The following is a 17462-nucleotide window of genomic DNA, read 5'->3' on the forward strand; positions in this document are numbered from 1 at the left end:
TTTGGGTTGAAAAATTAAACCATGGAACCCAGTATAACATCTATAATTTGATAAGACTATGATGATTCGTCTGCTGACACCGGAGAGTCCGGGTCTGCAGGCAGGGGGTTTAGGTTATTGTGACGCTTGAAAATAAGCAGGAGAAAAATAAGTTTACGCTATGGCTGCTGGCGTGGCCCATCTTTATCGAATTGTTTCTGCAGCTGCTGCTGGGCGCAGTGGATATTTTAATGGTAAGCAGAATCTCGGATGATGCGGTGGCGGTGGTCGGATTTTCTAACACGCTGTTTCACGCTTTAATGACCTTGTTTATGACGATAGCCAGCGGGGCGGGCATCTTAATTGCGCAGAAGCTCGGTTCAGGCAAAGGTGCGGATGCCCGGACTATTGCGATCATGGCCTTTAATGTGACCGTGCTGATCGGGATCGTCCTCAGTGTGATTTTGTATTTGATCCCGCGGAAGATTGCTGCGCTTTTTCAGCTTTCGGAGCAGCTTTTGCCGCTTGCGGAGGTTTATATCTCTATCGTTGGCGGCGGCATGGTGTTGACGGCGATGATGGCGACGCTGAGCACGGTGATTCGGAACACGGGGAATACGAAGGCACCGATGTATATTGCAATTGGCATGAATATTGTGCATGTATTTCTAAATTATGCGTTTATATACGGCGCCTTCGGTTTTCCGCAGTGGGGATTGACCGGTGTTGCAATATCGACGGTTGTCAGCCGTTTACTGGCGACTGTACTTCTCGTCATTATGTTTGTAGGGGCCTTTGAACAGCGTATTGCGTGGTCGGACTTCAAGCTCTTTAATGGAAAGCTGTTCAAGGAGGTATTGAAGATCGGGTGGCCGCTTGGCGTCAACATGTCCAGCTGGGTGTTTACGCAGTTAGTTATTTTCACGTTCCTTGCGGTGCTTGGCACGCAGGAGCTGGCTGCCAGGACTTACATGAATACGCTGGAATCCTTCTGCTTCATGCTCGGGTACTCGATCGCTCTGGCCGTTCAGATTCAAATTGCGCATCTGTTCGGAGCAGGCAGGACAAAAGAGGCGTATTCCAGCGCCTACCGCGCGCTTCGCATTGGGCTCATTGTCGTGTCCGTTAATGCGCTGCTGCTTTACGTATTCGGCTCTCAATTGTTAGGGTTATTCACATCGGATCAGGAGATCATTGCGCTGGGCGTATCGCTGTTAGGGCTTAATCTGGTGCTTCAGCCGGGAAAGATGCTGAATATGGCGCTGGGCAATTCACTTAATGCGCTCGGGGATACCCGGTTTACGATGATCGTTGGAATTTTGTCGATGTGGCTGATTGCGACCGGCCTCTCCTATGTGGTGGGGATTCATATGGGCTGGGGATTGGTGGGTATATATCTGTGTATGATTGCCGATGAATATGTCCGCGGCGGACTATCTCTGTACCGGTGGCATGACCGTAAATATTTGAAGAGGGCGGAGCAAAAACAAGCGCAACAGACACTGGGTGTGCCAAAGTCTACCCAATCGTCTTCGAGTGTGGTATAGTACGTATGACAATTAGAAATCCGGGCGTGCCGCAGGCTGCGGCTGCTTCGGGAGAGGTTCGTTAGCTACCCTCTATAAAAAACTAAGGAAGAACGGTATCTCCTTGGGGTGCCGTTCTTTTCTATTTGAGGTGAATGAAAGGTGAAAAAAGATAAAGCAATCGTCGTATTCAGCGGCGGACAAGATAGCACGACCTGTTTGTTCTGGGCGATGGAAAGATTTAACGAAGTCGAGGCCGTCACGTTTAATTACGGGCAGCGCCATAAGCAGGAGCTCGAATGCGCAGCCGGAATTGCGGCTGAGCTGGGCGTCAAACATCATATATTGGATATGTCCCTTCTGAATCAATTGGCGCCTAATGCGTTAACGCGTACCGACGTCGCGATTGAGGCGAAGGAAGGCGAGCTTCCGTCCACCTTTGTGGACGGACGGAATTTATTGTTTCTTTCCTTTGCTGCGGTTTTGGCAAAGCAAAGCGGGGCAAAACATATCGTCACCGGCGTCTGTGAAACGGATTTTAGCGGTTATCCGGATTGCCGGGATGTATTCATCAAGTCGTTGAATGTGACGTTAAACCTGTCGATGGATTATCCTTTCGTCATTGATACGCCGCTGATGTGGCTGGATAAAGCACAAACGTGGGAGCTTGCCGACCAGCTGGGCGCGTTTGAATTTGTGCGCAGCCGCACGTTGACCTGTTATAACGGCATTATTGCCGATGGCTGCGGTGAATGTCCGGCTTGTGTGCTCAGGCGCAATGGCCTGGACAAGTATTTGGCAGCGAAGGAAGAAGGTGGGCGGTTATGATGCAGCAGATCTATCCGCAGGTCAACCATTCCTATGCATATGAGCTGAATAAAGATTTTCATTTCGCGGCGGCGCATTATATACCGAGCGAGGAAGCGGGACAGTGCAGGCGCGTGCACGGGCATACGTATTTCGCTAACGTGACGATCGCCGGTGATACCCTTGATTCCACGGGATTTCTGATTAATTTTGCAACGATAAAACAACTGATTCACGACCGCTTTGACCATCGGGTGTTAAATGAGGATGCAAGCTTTGACGATGAAAATCCGGAGCTGTTCCCAACCACTGAGGTTGCGGCCAGAACGATTGCGGACATCATTCAAGCCCATTTGGATACACTGCCGCATCGGCCTGTTTGTGTCCAAGTATTTTTGCGGGAGACACCAACCAGCTACGTCGTCTACCGTCCGAAAGCGGGGCGTCGGCATGGCTGATAACGGCAGGAAGGAAAGCCGGATTCCCGTGCTCGAGATTTTTGGTCCTACCGTGCAAGGGGAGGGAATGGTCATCGGGCAAAAGACGATGTTCGTCCGGACAGCCGGCTGCGATTATTCATGCGCTTGGTGTGACTCGGCATTTACTTGGGATGGTACGGCAAAAGGAGATATTAAACGGCTTACAGCTGAGGAAATATATGAGGAGCTGCGCGCGATTGGCGGAGATTCGTTCGGACATGTCACGCTCTCAGGCGGGAATCCAGCGCTTATTGAGCCGCTAGGTTCACTTATAAAGCTGCTTCACGGGCATGGTATCAAGGTCGCCCTGGAGACACAGGGCAGCCGCTGGCAGGACTGGTTCTTGCAGATCGATGACCTTACGCTGTCGCCCAAGCCGCCCAGCTCCAAGATGGAAACCAACTGGGCCGAGCTGGATCGGATCGTGAATGCCCTAACCGATCATCGGCATCAAGGCGTTAGTCTTAAGGTAGTTGTATTTGATGAGGCCGACCTGGAATATGCGGTTTCGGTTCATCAGCGGTATCCGGCAGTCCCGTTCTATGTGCAGGCGGGCAATGATGATCTTGCCGAACAGGACCCGTCCCGGATGCTGATCCGGCAGGTTCAGCGGTATGAGAATCTTGTAGAGCGTGTCATGCGCTCCGCCGAATTAAAACATGTCCGTTTACTGCCCCAGCTCCACACCTGGTTATGGGGTAATAAACGGGGCGTCTAACGCAATTAGAGAGGAGAATAAGCAATGTCTTCAGGCAGACAAAAAGAGGAATTGCAAGGTGTGACCCACCTGGGCAATCAGGGGACCGCTTATCATTTTAACTATGCCCCTGAAATTTTAGAGGTATTCGACAATAAACATCCCGGCCGGGATTATTTCGTGAAATTTAACTGTCCGGAGTTTACGAGCTTGTGTCCGATCACCGGGCAGCCGGACTTTGCGACAATTTATATTTCCTATATTCCGGATGAGAAGATGGTAGAGAGCAAATCGCTGAAGTTGTATTTGTTCAGCTTTCGCAATCATGGGGACTTCCATGAGGATTGCATGAACATTATTATGAATGATCTGATTGATCTCATGGCGCCGCGTTATATCGAGGTGTGGGGGAAGTTCACGCCAAGAGGCGGAATCTCCATCGACCCTTATTGCAATTGGGGGCGGCCTGGCACGAAATATGAAGCAATGGCGGAATACCGCCTGATGAACCATGATCTGTACCCGGAGAAAATCGATAATCGTTAACCTCAGCTAATCTACTTTAACTAGTGGAAAACCTCCCGTTAATTCAGCTCATCTCGCTATAAACCGGTTCAAGCGGCCGATTAGCTGGAGCTTTTCCGGGCAGTTAGTGCAGACACGTGGATTAGTTGAAAATTTAAATAAGAGGCACGCAATCGGAAATGCGCGTTTAAACGAAAAATGAGGTTGGCCAACTGTAGTTAAAATCTACTTTGGGTCAGCTTCTTTTTTATTTTTCGGAAGGGTAAGCTTGCTCTTATGCCGGTTTAGACCCACTGCGAACGGAATCCTGTCTAGCAAAGACCTCGCCAGTCGTTTCTGCTTCTCCCTCTTTTAATTCTTATAAAATGTCTTTATATGTTATTTATATGTAAGTTTTATCTATAAAATAGGCTATCAGCATTTCCTATTAGCTGTATTTTCATATTTGATGTTATTATATGTACAAATACATGACATGAAAATATCGAGGAGGTGGTTAAGTGGAGAAGCTTATGGATAAATCGATCCTGGAACTGGCTCCTCTTCTTCAAACGAAGCAGCTGTCTCCGGTGGACTTGGTAAAGGAATGTTTGCAGCGTATTGAGGAGACCGAACCTACGCTCAATGCATACATTACAGTTTTGCATCGTGAGGCGATGGAGAGTGCCGCCTTGGCGGAGAAGGAGATTCTGGGCGGGCATTATAAAGGCGTGCTGCATGGCATCCCTTATTCCGCAAAAGATCTATACACGACCAAAGGAATACGCACGACCGCGGGGTCAAAAGTTCTTGAGCATAACATACCTGACTACGATGCGACAGCGATTATTCGCTTACGGGAAGCTGGGGCTGTGCTAGTAGGGAAAAACAATTTACATGAATTCGCGTTCGGCGGAACGAATGAGAATGAATATTTCGGGCCGGCGCGCAATCCGTGGAACCCGGCAATGAATCCTGGGGGTTCGAGCGGGGGCTCAGCCGCTTCGGTCGCTGCTTCAAGCTCAATTTTCTCATTAGGCACTGACACGGCCGGTTCGATTCGTATTCCGGCTTCCTTCTGCGGTATCGTCGGAATGAAAGGGACTTACGGCCGCGTAAGCCGCAGGGGCGTCCTTCCTCTCAGTTCCTCGCTTGATCACGCGGGCCCGCTGGCCAAGACGACATGGGACGCTGCTGCCGTGATGTCGGTCATCGCAGGTTATGATCCCTTGGATCCCTCCTCATCTTCTCATCCGGTGCCGGATTATACAGAGGCATTTTCCTGCGAAGGCTCCAAACCTTTTAAAGGAATGAGGGTAGGGGTGTGTGAGCGGTATTTCTTTGAACGACTTGATCCGCAGGTTGAACGGGCCGTCCGCAGTGCGCTGCTTCGCTTCGAGGAGCTGGGGGCAGAGTTGGTCGCTGTTGACGTGCCGGATATTTATGATGCTGTAAATGCCCGTGGAATCATCTCGTTATCCGAGATATACGCATACCATTCGGGGATTCTGAAAACATCCTACGAGGAGTATGGATCTAATATCCGCAAGCGTCTGGAGACGGGGCAATATATTCCGGCATGGGCTTATATCAATGCACAGAGGCTTCGGACGCAGCATCTGAAAGCGTGGGATGAGGTCTATCAAAAGATCGATCTGCTTGTCAGCCCGACAATGGCGATACCGGCTTTTCCAATCTACGCCGATACCATTTCATTAGACGGCAACGAGGTTGATCCGCGTAATTTGGATGTATCGAGCCGAACGCCTCCGAGCAACTTTAATGGTTATCCGGCTGTTTCGATACCATGCGGGTTGACGGAAGAGGGGCTGCCGATCGGTCTGCAAATACAGGGAAGGCCATTTGAGGAAGGGCTGGTTTTCAGGTCTGCCTATTTTATGGAACAGCTTTTGGCCAGTGGGGTATCGCTCTCCGCGGCTGTCTAGAATCGATGAGAAACAGGGTTAAAGGGGGTGTGAACCATGAATGCGGAGTTGTTGATTGCTGTGTCCGACAAATTGAACGGAAGGGTGCTGCATCCTGAGCTGTTGCCTTATTTGGAACAGTTCTCCGCCTGCTTGCCTGGCATGCTGGATCAAGTCCGATCGGTTTCGGATGGGTTCCCCTTCGATCTGGAGCCGGCAGCGGTCTTTGTGCCGGTTGTCACGCGCGCCTAACAAATGGGAATGGTCACTAAAAATCGCCGCTTCTGTCATTGGGAGACGGCGGAATAATCTGGTTTGGATACGAGAGGAGAGATGACTACGATGAATACGAGTCAGAAGGCAGCAGAGGTGACGGGCATTGACCTGTCAAGTTTTCCTAAACGCCAATGGAATAGGTTCTATTACAGCAATGAACGATTTATTTTGGGGGCAAGCGGGGTTGTGTTTTTATTGGCTTTGTGGGAGCTGATCGTTCGGGTAAATCTTGTCGATCCGTTGTTTACGAGTTCCCCGGCGAGAATATGGACGGCAGGAATCCAGTATGTGTCCTCGGAAGGTTTTGTGAATGACTTTATTGCCAGCGGCAGCGAGCTTTTGGCCGGCTTTGGCCTGGCTCTGGTCATCGGCATTCCGCTGGGTATCGTGATGGGCTGGTATCCCAAGTTCAATTATTTGGTTGATCCGATCTTCAACTTTCTTTACGCTTCGCCGCGGATCGCGCTTGTGCCGCTGTTCATTATCTGGTTCGGGATCGGGATGGGCTCGAAGGTGGCCATCATTTTTCTGAGTTCAATATTCCCGATCGTCTTCAATACGCTCATGGGTGTGAAGACGATTGATCCGGTACTGTTGAATGTGCCGCGTTCATACAATGCCAAGGATTATCAAATTTTCAAAACCGTCGTGCTGCCGAGTTCGGTGCCGGCGATTATCTCCGGGGTTCGCCTTGGGCTTGGGCATGCGCTGATTGGCGTTGTTGTTGGCGAGATGACCGCCGCTACAATGGGTGTAGGCCATATGATGTTTACGGCCGGTCAAACCTTTCAGACCGATCTTGTATTTGTCGGGCTCATCATTATCGCGGGATTTGGCGTTATTTTGACCAGTCTGGTACAGCTCTTGGAAAGACATTTCGACAAATGGCGTGTGGATATTCATAAATAATGTAACCTAAGGGAGCGATTGAAGATGGCGATGAAGATGCCGACGGAGTATAAGCTGGTTGCCGAGCATGTGGGCATTGAATACCGGGTGAAGCGGACGGGTGAATATTTGCAGGCGGTTCGGGATGTATCGCTGCAAATCAAACCCCAGGAGTTTGTATGCATCGTTGGTCCGAGCGGATGCGGCAAATCCACTTTTCTAAATGCGGTTGCAGGTCTGCTTCCGTTTAACAAAGGTCATTTGATTCTCGACGGAATCAAAATATCCGGACCGGGTAAGGATCGGGCCGTCGTATTCCAATCGCCCGCACTGCTTCCTTGGAGGACGGTTGTCGGCAATGTGAAGTACGGATTGGAGCTGCGCGGGACAGACGCGGCGGTCATGGAGGAAAAATCGATGGCCATGATCAAGCTGGTTGGGCTTGGCGGGAATGAGCATAAATATCCTAACGAGCTATCGGGGGGGATGCAGCAGCGGGTCAATTTGGCCCGTGCCCTTGCTTCCGATCCGGAGCTGCTGCTGCTGGACGAGCCGTTCTCCGCACTGGATGCGCAGACACGGGAAGTAATGCAGAATGAGCTGCTGCGCATCTGGCAGGAGACGAAAAAAACGGCCATGTTTATTACCCATCAAATCGATGAGGCAGTTTTTTTGGCAGACCGCGTCATTGTTTTATCCAAAGGGCCGGGAAGTGTGGTTGCGGCCGATCTTGAGATCAAGCTTCCGCGTCCGAGGAATGAAGCGACAAAAGCCGATCCGGAATTTTTGGCAAAGGTTGCTGAGATCCGTGAGTTAATTCTGAACGAAAAAAAATAAAGAATGCCGAGGGGCTGGGGAGAAAGTCATGCAAAAACACAAGAATAGACAGAAGAGTGCATTACTATTATTGCTTGTCATAATGATGGTTTTAGCTGGCTGCGGAAATGGCGGCAGCGGCGCAAGCTCAGGAACAGAAGTCGCTGCATCGGCTGAGGCTTCCGGTACAAATTCGGGGAACGCGCAGACTGAAGAAGCGGCGGCGAGTCGAGAGCTTACGGAGGTCACCGTTGCGATGACGGCCTCCGGCATCGCGTACGGCCCGATGTATTTGGCGCAAGAGCAAGATATTTGGGCGAAATACGGCCTGAAGGTTAATCTGGTGTCCCTTGATGTTGCGGCCATTACGGCCGGCCTCATTACGGGTCAAGTGCCGATTGCCTTCTCGGGCGCTAATGTTGTTGATGCGGCGGTCAAATCAGATAAAGTCAAGATAGGCGGGACGATCGGATCTGTTCCGTATATGTTATACGCCAAAGGAGTTGGAAGCTTAGAGGATTTGAAAGGCAAGGTTGTAGGCGCATCTGCCCCTGGGGGAAATAATGAGTATGCGATGATAACCCTGCTTCAATCCATCGGGCTGGCGCCGGGCAAAGATGTGGAGGTTTTGTACGTAGGGGCTTCCATTTTGCCGACGATCAGCGAAGGGAAGGTTGCTGCCGGTCTTCTCGTGCCGCCGATGTCCTTTCAAGCTGAAAAAATGGGGCTGACTAATCTTGCGACCTTAAGCGATATTGAGGGGATTCAAGGGACCTACATGGTTGGAGGGGTTCACCAGCCATTCGCTGAGAAAAATCCGCAGGTCATCGAGAATTTCTTCAAGGCTTATAAAGAGGCGAGTTTGTTGACGCAGACGGAAAAGGAAGCGACGCTGGACGCTTTGGAGAAATGGACGAAAGTGACGGATCGGGAAGCGTTGGACGGCGCGTATGAGTATTTCAAATCGCACTGGCCGACTGAATTCCAGGTTCCTGAAAGTGAGATTGAATTCCTGTTGAATCAATTGGCTGCAACGACGAATCCCGACGCGAAGAACGTGAAGGCTGCGGATATTATTGATAACAGCTATGCCGATGCTGTCGAGTAATCGTAACGAAGGGGAATGGGGTTGATGAAATGAATGGCATTCATGATGTAGGCGGAATGGATGGATTGGGCCCTGTACAGTATGAAGAGAATGAGCCTGTTTTTCATGAGCCGTGGGAGGGTCGTTTGACCGCAATGCAAACGCTGATGAGGAGCAAACACCGCTTGTTCCATCTTGATGAAACGCGGTATGCCATCGAGCGGATTGATCCGGTGTACTACATGGGCTCGAGCTATTATCAAATATGGCTTTTGCGAACGGAAGCGCTGTTGAAAGAGAGGGGCGTGTTTACGGAAGAAGAGCTGCAGGGGAAGATGGCGCAGTTGTCGCCCGGCATCTCTCCCGCGCCTCATCTTGGAGCTTTTCGGAAGGTGAAGCCTCCGATGTCTTCGGCGATTAGAAAGGTAGTGCTGGAAACGGCGGCGGGGACGGCGGAGCCGTCCGAAGCGATTGTGCCTAAGTTTTCACCTGGTATGTCCGTCAGGGCGAAGCTGATGTCGCCGCTTGGGCATACGCGCATCCCCAGGTATGTCCGCGATAAAGTAGGCGTTATTGAGGCGATACACGGCCTTTTCATCTTGCCTGATACGAAGGTCCATAAAGGAATCGATCTTTATCAGACGGTGTATCGGGTGCGCTTTGAAGCTCAGGATCTATGGGGAGAGGATGCATCTCCCCATGACAAGTTATACATCGAACTCTGGGAAGATTATCTGGAATTGGAGGGGGTGCAGGATGAAAAGTAAGGAAGAGCTTTACCGCGATAATCATATCCATGACCACGATCATCACGACCATGATCACGATCATCCGCATGTATTGTCGGATTCATTCGAGGAGCTGAGGACGATGGCGATCGAATCCTTGCTCATTGAAAAAGGGTTGGTAACGATGGAGGAGATCGATCGGTTGGTCCGCCATTATGAGCAGGAAGTCGGACCGATGCTGGGTGCGAAGATCGTTGCGCGGGCATGGAAGGATCCGGCGTTTAAACAAAGGCTTCTGCAGAACGGAAAAGAAGCGGTAGCGGAAATGGAGCTGCAGGCCGAATTGGTTGTGCTGGAGAATGAACCGGGCATTCATAATGTAGTCGTATGCACGCTTTGCTCTTGTTACCCCCGCACGTTATTGGGCTTGCCGCCGACTTGGTATAAAAGCACGGCGTACCGTTCCAGGGTTGTGATTGACCCTAGGAGTGTGCTAAAAGAGTTCGGATTGGAATTGAATGAATCGGTGGAAATCAGAGTATGGGACAGTAATGCGGAGATTAGATATTTGGTGCTGCCTGAGCGTCCGGAGGGTACGGAGCGTATGAGTGAAGAAGAGCTCGCTGCTCTTGTAAGCCGGGATGCGATGGTTGGGACAGCCATTGTCTCAGCGGTAGTGTAAAGTTGCAGGAAGTGAATAACCCTCAGCCATCCGGTATGGCTGAGGGTTATTTGTGCTCGATTAGGAGTAAGGGTTGATCATGGACATTCTTATATTTTTGCAAAATGCAGCGCTTCGTTCGTTTGATAGACGGATGCGATATCTTGAACGATCTGGCGTAAAGGGAGCTCCGAATCCCAGTTATCAGGGTAAACCAAGTAGAGGGCCCGTGTGGGGAAGGAGGGCAGGAAAAAAATAGTGTAAGGGATGTTCTTGTGATCGATGACGGAGAAACCATGGCCCAAAGGCTCCCGGGCGAGCTTCTGCAAATCGAAGGCGTCGTATATATAGGAAGCCGGCAAAATGGTATAACCGAAACCGGTCGAAGCCAGATTTACCAGTGTATTTGTATCGTTTACTTCATGGATCACGTCCGGCAGCTGTCCGAGCAGATCGTGCAGCGCGCAATCAATGATTTTTCTGAAAGGGAACTTCGATCCGTACAGATAGAAAGGCCTGGAGAGTAAATGCGACTTCCAGCGGCCTGTCGCGAGCTCTGTCCGAAGGGGGTCTTTTTTTGGCGCGAGCAATACGATTTCTTCTTGGAAGAGAGTAACCGATGATAAGCCTGGAAACGGCTTGAAATAAGGCATGATGCCGAGATGAATCTTGCGCACGGAGATCAGCTCCATGAGATAGCCGGTTAACCCGGTGATCACGTCGTATTTAATATCCGGATAATCCTGCTTAAGCAGCTGCAGAGCGGGAGAGATAAAGTATGGGCCGAGCGGCCGGAGCACTCCCAGCTTCAGCTTCTCGGCTTGGGCTGGAGTATCTGGAATGAGCTCGTGCAGTTTTTCGCTCATCTCTTTGAATTCATCCAGTACCTGCACGGCATAAAGCAAAAATTGATGACCCTGCATCGTTAACTCCACGCCCTTCCAGTTGCGCTCCAATAAGGGTGTGTTGAATTCCGCTTCCAGTTTCTTTAACCGGGCGGTAAGGGTGGGTTGAGAAATATGAAGGATTCGGGAGGCTTTCGAGATGCTTTGCTCACGAACGACGGTCACAAAATAATGGATATCCATCCAATCCATATCATCACACTCCATTCGAATAGTACATGATAGTAGCATGTTCCCTAAATGTAATAAATAGTTACACAATAGGTTACAAACAAGCGAGATTCGAATGATTTTTAATGAAAACAGGCTATCAGCATTTCCTATTACGTGTAAATTATTCTTTGATGTTATTATATATTCAAATACATGACATATCAAGGAGGTAGCTTCACCGAGCATCTATTTATATAGCAGGGCTGTTGAGCAAATACAGTATAAAACAAAAAAAGAAGCTGGGGAGTTGGAGTAGCTGTGATTCAAAAAAACAAGTTTGCGTATCTGTTCTTGATCGTTATTCTGATCGCGCTTAGCGGCTGCGGCGGCGGCAGTACAAGCAACACCGTTACCGGCACAGGCGCGGAGGCTGGTGCGGGTGCGGCCGAAGAGCCTGCCGACCAAGAGCTTGAAGAGGTCACAGTCGCTATTGCGGCCTCCGGTATTGCTTACGGACCGATGTATCTGGCTCAGGAAGAGAATATTTGGGCCAAATACGGCTTAAAGGTCAATCTGTCTTCCATGGATGTTGCGGCAGCTACGGCTGGCGTTATAACGGGTGACGTTCCAATCGCTTTTGGCGGAGCCAATGTTGTCGATGCGGCGGTGAAAACGGATAAGGTCAAATTGACCGGCACAATCGGTTCTATTCCGTTCATGTTATATGCCAAGAATATTGATAAGGTGGAGGATTTGAAAGGCAAGGTAGTCGGTGTGTCGGCTCCCGGCTCTAATCCGGAATACGCGATTCTCACTCTTGTGCGGTCCATCGGAATGGAGCCCCGAAAAGATGTGGAAATTTTGTACATCGGCAACACAGGCCTGGCTGCAATTAGCGAAGGGAAGGTAGAAGCCAGCCTTCTTGTCCCGCCTATGTCCTTTCAAGCGGATGATATGGGTCTCAAAAAAGTGGCGACGATGAGCGAATTGGATGGGATTAAAGGATTGTACATGATCGGGGCGGTCCATCAGCCTTATGCAGAAAAAAATCCGGAAGTGATCGAGAATTTTTACAAAGCCTATGCCGAGGCCAGCAGCCTTGCGAAGACAGAGAAGGAAGCGACGATGGAGGCTCTTTCCAAGTGGACGAAAGTAACGGATATGGAGGCGCTTGATGGCGCTTATGAGTATTTTAAAGCCTATTGGCCGACCGATCTTCACGTGCCTGAAAGTGAAATTCAGTTCCTGCTGGATGAATTGGCGGCAACGACTAATCCGGCGGCGAAGGATGTAAATCCAGAGGATATTTTGGACAATCGTTACGCCGATGCCGTGGAGTAAATGAAAGGGAGGGTGCAGATGAGCCAGGATGCCAAAGCTTTGATCAGCGATATTCAAGAGTCGATGAAATTGCCCCGCGACAATGGCGAGCTTGTGTTTAAAACGCCGTGGGAAGGAAGAATCTTTGCGATGGCGGTGCTGATGACCGAAAAGGGAGTTTATCCGTGGAAGTCGTTCAATGGCAAGTTTGCCCGCGAGATTGGTGAGGCTGAGCGCGGCCAACCCGAGGCGGAGATGGTTGCTTCTTATTATCACCACTGGGTAAAGGCTTTCGAGAAGGTGCTGCTTGAGGCGGAAGTGCTGAAATCGGAGCAGCTCGAGACAAGGACGTCCGAATTCCAGACGGGCAGGCGGCATCATATTTGTTGATCCGGTATGCGAAGGATGGCTTGAAGTGAAAAAATTAGTGAGGTGATTCAGATGGAAATGTCGAATGAGCTTTTGCATCCCCGCAAAGCGGCGGTTATCGTCGTGGATGTGCAGAATGATTATTGTCATCCGGAAGGGGCTTGCGCGCAAAGGGGAAGTGATGTCAGCAGCATCTCCGATATGATGCCCCGCTTGCACCTGCTGTTGGATAGCGCTAGAAAAAGTGGCGTTCCGGTCATCTACATTCAAACCCTCCATGAAGCGGCTACCGATTCCGCTTCATGGACGATGCGTACCAATGGAAGATCGGGTAAAGTGTGCAGGACTGGAACCTGGGGGGCTGAATTTTATGAAGTGTCTCCGCTCCCGGGTGAAATCGTTGTAAACAAGCACCGTTACAGCGCGTTCATCAATACCCGTCTGGATTCGGTACTCCGGACCTTGAAGGTGGAGACGCTGGTATTAACCGGGGTTGCGACGAATGTATGCGTGGAGTCGACAGCCAGGGATGGATTTATGATGGATTATAACATCGCCTTGGTAAAGGATGCATGCTCCGCATACTCCGGGAGGGCCCATGAAATGACGCTGGAGAACATTGATAACCATTTTGGAGCTGTGGTGGATACGAATCAATTAATGGTCACATGGGCCGCTCAGACAGAGATAAGCGTTCCGAGCTAGGACGAGATCAATAGGAGGAAGGAGGTTCTCTTATGGGGGCCTCCTTCCTTTGTACTCCATGAAATGCAGGTGAGCCGCATCTTGAAAAACAATACGCAATCTCATGTTCAATATGTGATCTGTCTGGGGGCATTTATCTCCACGTTGACAGCTGGCATGTTCAATATCACGTTAGTGGATATCGCAGCCGATTACGGGCAATCTATCCAGTCGGTTCAGTGGATCGTAACTGGTTATTTACTTGCCGTATCGACCTGCCTCCCTTTAATGGGACGGTTAGGCGATATAAAGGGGAAGCGGTTGATTCATAATTCGGGCATTCTTCTGTTCATGCTTGGAAGTTTGTGCTGTGCACTGTCAACGAATCTGGGGAGCTTGATCGCCTTCAGAGTCCTTCAAGGAATCGGAGCCTCCATGTATCAGGCGACGAATATGGCGCTTGTCGTTTCTCTTTTTCCGCCGGAGCGAAGAGGAAGCGCGCTTGGCTTGACCGGTACCTTCGTCGCGGCCGGTTCCATGATTGGACCGAGCCTGGGAGGGATTTTCCTGCAGTGGTTTTCCTGGCAAATGAATTTTTGGTTCCTCACGGTATTTTCTTTGATTGCATGGCTGTTGGCCCAGGCTTTTATTCCGAAGGATCAGCCTGCCGGCAGCTCACGGCTCGATTGGATGGGTGCGGCATTATTCGGTGCCTCGTTAACCGGATTAATTACCGGATTGAATCTGGGCAGTGTATGGGGCTGGGGTTCACTCGCCGTTCTGCTTCTTTTTGCACTTTTCACCGTATGTTTGGCCGGCTTCATCTTGTGGAGTGTTTCGAGGCGCTGGGACCGCATCGGGCATACGCCTTTTATCCAATTGGGGATATTCGGGCAGCAGCGGGTTCGATTGGGGATGGGCACGACGCTGATTACGAATATGGCCGCATTTTCGGCTCAATTGGTCCTGCCTGTATATTTGCTCAGCGTTCTGCATCTGCAGCCGGCGCTCGTCGGGCTTATTCTGCTGTCCTATCCGGCCACGCTCATTATCGCTGCGCCCCTTAGCGGCAGGTTATCCGACCGGCTTGGCTCCATGCCGATCATTTATGCGGGGCTTACATGCATGGTGGCTTCCTTGTCGGCGCTTAGCTTTCTGTCCGCAAATTCAACGGTTCTTTATGTGATTGTTTTTACGGTGCTGCTCGGGAGTTCGATGGGGATGGTCAATTCGCCGAATAACAGCCTGACAATGGGGAGCGTGCCGAAACATTACCTTGGGCTGATCGGCAGCATGATTGCGCTTAGCCGGAATATGGGCATGATATTCGGGACTGTGGCTGCAGGCGCATTGGTGGTTTTATCTCCGGGCGATCCATCGTCATCGTATATGCTTACGGAAGAGAAGGTAAGCTCAGGCTTTGGGGCGGTATTCGCTTTAGCTGCCATTCTAGTTGCGGTCATGTATGCTGTGCATCTGTTTTCAGCGTTTCAGCATAAGAGAAGGGCGTTGGCCGCACACCAAATAAGCCGTTGATTCTGGAGTTCATGATTAGAACTTCAGGATCAACGGCTTTTATTAATGACCGAACTAATCGGCTTTTATTATGGTAAACGTTTGCCGCGCGAGCTCAGGTAGAGGCTATACCATTCCTCACGGCTGAGCGTAACCTTCTCGGCTTCTCCGCAAGCGCGGATGCGGCCGGCATTGGAGGTGCCGATAACCGGTTGGATGCCGGCCGGATGCCTCATAAGCCAAGTCAGCACGATCGCTTCCGCTGTTGTTTCTTTTTGCTTAGCCATGAGCTGCACCAATTCTGCCGTTTTCTTTATATTTTCGGGCTGATCCTCTACGGAACGGCCGGAAAAATAACCTTGTGCAAGCGGGCCCCAGGCTTGGATTTGAATATTTTCCAATTGGCAGTGCTCCAGCAGGCCTTCAGGGAAGGTATTGTCTCTTGCGGCATCCTGATTGACATGTACGCCGGTCTCGAGCCAGCCGATGCGGGAGAGGCTCATCTCAAGCTGATTGACGACAAGGGGCTCGTCGCTGTAGGCCTGAAGCAGGCGGATTTGACCTGCGCTCATATTGGAAACGCCGAAATGGCGGACTTTTCCGGCCGCTTTCAAATCGTGGAACGCACTGGCGACTTCTTCCGGTTCCATCAGCGGATCGGGACGGTGCAGCAGCAGGAAATCGAGATACTCAATCCCCAGCCTGGTCAGGATGCCGTCGACACTGCTGAGAATATGGTCCTTGGAAAAATCAAAGCGATGCGGAACGTCTGGACCGTCTTCGAATCGGATACCGCATTTCGATTGAATAAACATTTTTTCCCGCAGCCCCGGCTGTTCTTTAAGGACTTGTCCGAAAACGATCTCCGCTTTGCCCATCGTATAAATATCGGCGTGGTCAAACATGTTGATGCCGATTGAGAGGGCGGCTTCTACAGCTGCGCTTGCTTGTTTGAAGTGCTCTTGTGTAATCGGGTCTTGATTCCAGCCGCCGCCAAGCGGCATGCAGCCCAGAATGAGGCGGCTGACGGGGATGCCGCGCCGCTGTAATGGGATAGTTGTCATGTCAGGTCTCCTCTGTTGAAAATTATTGTAGTCCGATCCAGTCTGCTGCAGCGGTTTCTTTCCACGTGGAGCGTATGGTCCGGTACCGTTCCTCTGATAAATTGCCTTGAGCGATTAGTTGAGCGTTCTCTATCCAACGGTTTGGATTGCTCGTCCCGACAATAGCTGTGTGCACACCCGGGACGGAGAGCGTGAACCGCAGTGCGGTCTCGACAGATTGCGGCGACCTGGCTTCTATGAAGTCGTAATCGAGTGCCTGCAGCCGGTCCCAGTAGGCATGGCTGTATTCGGATTCAGGCTTGCTGCCTGTCAGCCAGGCTGCATTGGCGATCGGCCGTTTGACGACAACGCCCATGCCCTGCTGGGCAGCCAGTGGAAGGGTCAGATCAATAGCTTCTTGGTCTGCGATATTCACTGAGGTTTCCAGGGAATCGAACAGCCCGCTCTGAACTGCGTATAAGGCAGCTTTATGGTCGCCGCTGTATCCGATAAATCGGGTTTTCCCCTGCTGTTTTGCCCGCTGCAGCACTTCGATGACCTCGCCGCGGCGCAGCAGCTCCTCGCTGCAGCTGTGCAGGTGAATCACATCGATATAGTCTGTTTGCAAGTGCTTAAGGCTTCGGTCAATGCTTTGCTCCAGGAGCTTGGGATCCCAGTCCTCCAGCTCGATGCCGGAGGCATGGCCGCATTTCGTGAATAAATAATAATCATCCCGCCGGTGGGATACGGTCTTGCCGATCAGTTCTTCGCTGTTTTTGTAACATTCGGCGGTATCGATAACGTTTAGGCCTGCATCGAGCGCAGTGCCAAGAAGTTTCTCTACATCGGACACCGATGCGCCCCTGTAGCCGATTTCTGCGCCTCCAAACCCGAGAACGCTTACTTTCATGCCCGTATTACCGTACAATCGTTGTTCCATGTTTCATCCTCCTCGTAACGTTGATGATCCCCTTTTCTATTATAGAGAAAGAGAGAGTGACAATTAAAGTAGTGAAATTTAATATACGTAGTTCGCTAAGGTATAGTAGCCGTGAAAAAACTAGTGGCCAAGAGGGAGAAGCGGGTATTTGGGTTTGCCT

The 17462-nt window shown here is 50.7% G+C and carries 19 protein-coding genes and 1 riboswitch; of the genes, 16 read left to right on the forward strand and 3 right to left on the reverse strand.

Annotation, left to right across the window (positions count from 1 at the left end; genetic code table 11):
- Positions 1–119 precede the first annotated feature (119 nt).
- The 12 genes from IEW11_RS12110 (at position 120) to nthA (ending at position 10394) form a co-directional block, all read left to right on the forward strand.
- The gene (locus IEW11_RS12110) at positions 120–1526 is read left to right on the forward strand and encodes an MATE family efflux transporter (RefSeq protein ID WP_188531320.1); all 1407 of its coding nucleotides are present in this window, start codon (positions 120–122) and stop codon (positions 1524–1526) included.
- 47 nt (positions 1527–1573) lie between these two features.
- A riboswitch (PreQ1 riboswitch) is annotated at positions 1574–1618 on the forward strand.
- 49 nt (positions 1619–1667) lie between these two features.
- Positions 1668–2333, forward strand: a complete 666-nt coding sequence (gene queC / locus IEW11_RS12115; RefSeq protein WP_188531321.1) for a 7-cyano-7-deazaguanine synthase QueC — start codon at positions 1668–1670, stop codon at positions 2331–2333.
- Positions 2330–2770 carry a 6-carboxytetrahydropterin synthase QueD gene (queD, locus tag IEW11_RS12120; protein ID WP_188531322.1) on the forward strand — a complete coding sequence of 147 codons (441 nt, stop codon included), beginning with the start codon at positions 2330–2332 and terminating at the stop codon, positions 2768–2770. The genes queC and queD overlap by 4 nt, the downstream gene beginning before the upstream one ends.
- Positions 2763–3509, forward strand: coding sequence for a 7-carboxy-7-deazaguanine synthase QueE (gene queE / locus IEW11_RS12125; RefSeq protein WP_188531323.1), 747 nt, complete (start codon positions 2763–2765; stop codon positions 3507–3509). The genes queD and queE overlap by 8 nt, the downstream gene beginning before the upstream one ends.
- Before the next feature lie 24 nt (positions 3510–3533).
- Positions 3534–4034 carry a preQ(1) synthase gene (gene queF / locus IEW11_RS12130; protein WP_188531324.1) on the forward strand — a complete coding sequence of 167 codons (501 nt, stop codon included), beginning with the start codon at positions 3534–3536 and terminating at the stop codon, positions 4032–4034.
- A gap of 479 nt (positions 4035–4513) precedes the next feature.
- The gene (locus IEW11_RS12135) at positions 4514–5938 is read left to right on the forward strand and encodes an amidase (protein WP_229725203.1); all 1425 of its coding nucleotides are present in this window, start codon (positions 4514–4516) and stop codon (positions 5936–5938) included.
- Positions 5939–5974: 36 nt separating this feature from the next.
- A complete protein-coding gene (locus tag IEW11_RS12140) occupies positions 5975–6169 on the forward strand; it encodes a hypothetical protein (protein ID WP_188531325.1) in 195 nt (64 codons plus the stop codon).
- Between the two features lie 90 nt (positions 6170–6259).
- Positions 6260–7102: an ABC transporter permease gene (locus tag IEW11_RS12145; protein WP_188531326.1), complete on the forward strand. Its 843-nt coding sequence runs from the start codon at positions 6260–6262 to the stop codon at positions 7100–7102.
- Positions 7103–7126: 24 nt separating this feature from the next.
- Entirely contained in the window at positions 7127–7918 is a 792-nt protein-coding gene (locus IEW11_RS12150; protein WP_229725206.1) for an ABC transporter ATP-binding protein, read from the forward strand.
- 28 nt (positions 7919–7946) lie between these two features.
- Positions 7947–9005 carry an ABC transporter substrate-binding protein gene (locus IEW11_RS12155; protein WP_188531327.1) on the forward strand — a complete coding sequence of 353 codons (1059 nt, stop codon included), beginning with the start codon at positions 7947–7949 and terminating at the stop codon, positions 9003–9005.
- Positions 9006–9034: 29 nt separating this feature from the next.
- A complete protein-coding gene (gene nthB, locus IEW11_RS12160; protein ID WP_188531328.1) occupies positions 9035–9751 on the forward strand; it encodes a nitrile hydratase subunit beta in 717 nt (238 codons plus the stop codon).
- Positions 9741–10394, forward strand: a complete 654-nt coding sequence (gene nthA, locus IEW11_RS12165; protein ID WP_188531329.1) for a nitrile hydratase subunit alpha — start codon at positions 9741–9743, stop codon at positions 10392–10394. Before nthB ends, nthA begins: the two co-directional genes overlap by 11 nt.
- An 89-nt stretch (positions 10395–10483) precedes the next feature.
- On the opposite strand, the gene IEW11_RS12170 is transcribed toward nthA, so the two are convergent.
- Positions 10484–11470, reverse strand: a complete 987-nt coding sequence (locus tag IEW11_RS12170) for a LysR family transcriptional regulator (RefSeq protein WP_188531330.1) — start codon at positions 11468–11470, stop codon at positions 10484–10486.
- A 279-nt stretch (positions 11471–11749) separates the two neighbouring features.
- On the opposite strand from IEW11_RS12170, the gene IEW11_RS12175 reads away from it, so the two are divergent.
- The 4 genes from IEW11_RS12175 to IEW11_RS12190 all read left to right on the forward strand — a co-directional run bounded on the left by IEW11_RS12175 (position 11750) and on the right by IEW11_RS12190 (position 15340).
- On the forward strand, positions 11750–12772 hold the full coding sequence (locus tag IEW11_RS12175; RefSeq protein ID WP_188531331.1) for an ABC transporter substrate-binding protein: 1023 nt from the start codon (positions 11750–11752) through the stop codon (positions 12770–12772).
- Between the two features lie 18 nt (positions 12773–12790).
- Entirely contained in the window at positions 12791–13141 is a 351-nt protein-coding gene (locus tag IEW11_RS12180) for a nitrile hydratase accessory protein (protein ID WP_188531332.1), read from the forward strand.
- Positions 13142–13192: 51 nt separating this feature from the next.
- Entirely contained in the window at positions 13193–13825 is a 633-nt protein-coding gene (locus IEW11_RS12185; RefSeq protein ID WP_188531333.1) for a cysteine hydrolase family protein, read from the forward strand.
- Between the two features lie 81 nt (positions 13826–13906).
- Positions 13907–15340: an MFS transporter gene (locus IEW11_RS12190; RefSeq protein ID WP_229725207.1), complete on the forward strand. Its 1434-nt coding sequence runs from the start codon at positions 13907–13909 to the stop codon at positions 15338–15340.
- Between the two features lie 68 nt (positions 15341–15408).
- Here IEW11_RS12190 and IEW11_RS12195 read toward each other — a convergent pair whose 3' ends face one another.
- Both IEW11_RS12195 and IEW11_RS12200 read right to left on the reverse strand, forming a co-directional pair.
- Positions 15409–16383 (reverse strand): aldo/keto reductase, encoded by a 975-nt coding sequence (locus IEW11_RS12195; RefSeq protein WP_188531335.1) that lies wholly within the window; start codon positions 16381–16383, stop codon positions 15409–15411.
- 22 nt (positions 16384–16405) lie between these two features.
- Positions 16406–17302 carry an aldo/keto reductase gene (locus IEW11_RS12200; RefSeq protein ID WP_188531336.1) on the reverse strand — a complete coding sequence of 299 codons (897 nt, stop codon included), beginning with the start codon at positions 17300–17302 and terminating at the stop codon, positions 16406–16408.
- Positions 17303–17462 lie beyond the last annotated feature (160 nt).

The sequence above is a fragment of the Paenibacillus abyssi genome (assembly GCF_014640295.1).
Classification (GTDB): Bacteria; Bacillota; Bacilli; order Paenibacillales; family Paenibacillaceae; genus Paenibacillus_D; species Paenibacillus_D abyssi.

Excerpts from the sequence above, each read along its gene's own strand:
- queD (WP_188531322.1), top strand. The coding sequence starts at position 2,330 with ATGATGCAGCAGATCTATCCGCAGGTCAACCATTCCTATGCATATGAG.
- queE (WP_188531323.1), top strand. The coding sequence starts at position 2,763 with ATGGCTGATAACGGCAGGAAGGAAAGCCGGATTCCCGTGCTCGAGATT.
- queF (WP_188531324.1), top strand. The coding sequence starts at position 3,534 with ATGTCTTCAGGCAGACAAAAAGAGGAATTGCAAGGTGTGACCCACCTG.
- IEW11_RS12140 (WP_188531325.1), top strand. The coding sequence starts at position 5,975 with ATGAATGCGGAGTTGTTGATTGCTGTGTCCGACAAATTGAACGGAAGG.
- IEW11_RS12145 (WP_188531326.1), top strand. The coding sequence starts at position 6,260 with ATGAATACGAGTCAGAAGGCAGCAGAGGTGACGGGCATTGACCTGTCA.
- IEW11_RS12150 (WP_229725206.1), top strand. The coding sequence starts at position 7,127 with ATGGCGATGAAGATGCCGACGGAGTATAAGCTGGTTGCCGAGCATGTG.
- IEW11_RS12155 (WP_188531327.1), top strand. The coding sequence starts at position 7,947 with ATGCAAAAACACAAGAATAGACAGAAGAGTGCATTACTATTATTGCTT.
- nthB (WP_188531328.1), top strand. The coding sequence starts at position 9,035 with ATGAATGGCATTCATGATGTAGGCGGAATGGATGGATTGGGCCCTGTA.
- nthA (WP_188531329.1), top strand. The coding sequence starts at position 9,741 with ATGAAAAGTAAGGAAGAGCTTTACCGCGATAATCATATCCATGACCAC.
- IEW11_RS12170 (WP_188531330.1), bottom strand. The coding sequence starts at position 11,470 with ATGGATTGGATGGATATCCATTATTTTGTGACCGTCGTTCGTGAGCAA.
- IEW11_RS12180 (WP_188531332.1), top strand. The coding sequence starts at position 12,791 with ATGAGCCAGGATGCCAAAGCTTTGATCAGCGATATTCAAGAGTCGATG.
- IEW11_RS12185 (WP_188531333.1), top strand. The coding sequence starts at position 13,193 with ATGGAAATGTCGAATGAGCTTTTGCATCCCCGCAAAGCGGCGGTTATC.
- IEW11_RS12195 (WP_188531335.1), bottom strand. The coding sequence starts at position 16,383 with ATGACAACTATCCCATTACAGCGGCGCGGCATCCCCGTCAGCCGCCTC.
- IEW11_RS12200 (WP_188531336.1), bottom strand. The coding sequence starts at position 17,302 with ATGGAACAACGATTGTACGGTAATACGGGCATGAAAGTAAGCGTTCTC.